This window comes from Halomonas sp. MCCC 1A11062, from assembly GCF_021404355.1.
Lineage (GTDB): Bacteria > Pseudomonadota > Gammaproteobacteria > Pseudomonadales > Halomonadaceae > Halomonas > Halomonas aerodenitrificans.
Window position 1 is genome coordinate 1 of sequence record NZ_JABFTW010000064.1, and the last position, 553, is coordinate 553.

Consider the following 553-nt stretch of genomic DNA (forward strand, 5'->3'; position numbering starts at 1 on the left):
ACCTCGCGCAAGCCTCGAACCAGCAGCCTCTCAAGGGTGGGTGCTTCGCCTCCGCTACGCCGTGGCTTCCTCGATCTTGAAACGCTGCACCAGCCTGGCCAGTTCGCGGGCCTGGTCGCTCAGGGAGTGGCTGGCAGCGGTGGCCTCTTCCACCAAGGCAGCGTTCTGCTGCGTTACCTCGACGATGCTTTCGACCCGCTGATTGGCCTGCTTGATGCTGCCCAATGGACTGCGCCGCCTGCTGGCCCACCCCGCTGGCGTTGCGCGCCTGCTCGTCAGGCTCGACGGTCAGCTCGCGCGCCTGGGTGGAGGATTCCGCCGTCGGTACCAACGAAGAAGATCGTATCGTAGTAGCCGCTCTGCTCGGCCAGCCGCGTCAGCAGGTGCTGCAGCGGTTCGATCTCGAAAAAGCCCAAGAAATTTGACGATTGTCAAACTTCTTGATCAGCAATGTACGTTTTCTACCTCGAACGCCACGATCTGGCGCCGCTCGCGGGAGAACTCCACGCCTATCAGATGCATCGGCTTGCCCTGGGCGCGGTACTTGTCGGCG

The 553-nt window shown here is 62.7% G+C and carries 2 protein-coding genes; one reads left to right on the forward strand and one right to left on the reverse strand.

Going from position 1 to position 553, the window contains the following annotated elements:
- Window positions 1-54 precede the first annotated feature (54 nt).
- A complete protein-coding gene (locus tag HOP58_RS22800) occupies window positions 55-225 on the reverse strand; it encodes a hypothetical protein (RefSeq protein WP_191225047.1) in 171 nt (56 codons plus the stop codon).
- Between HOP58_RS22800 and HOP58_RS22805 the strand changes: the two genes are divergently transcribed.
- Complete coding sequence (locus HOP58_RS22805) at window positions 225-425, forward strand: hypothetical protein (protein WP_234261915.1); 201 nt, start codon at window positions 225-227, stop codon at window positions 423-425. The genes HOP58_RS22800 and HOP58_RS22805 overlap by 1 nt on opposite strands.
- Window positions 426-553 lie beyond the last annotated feature (128 nt).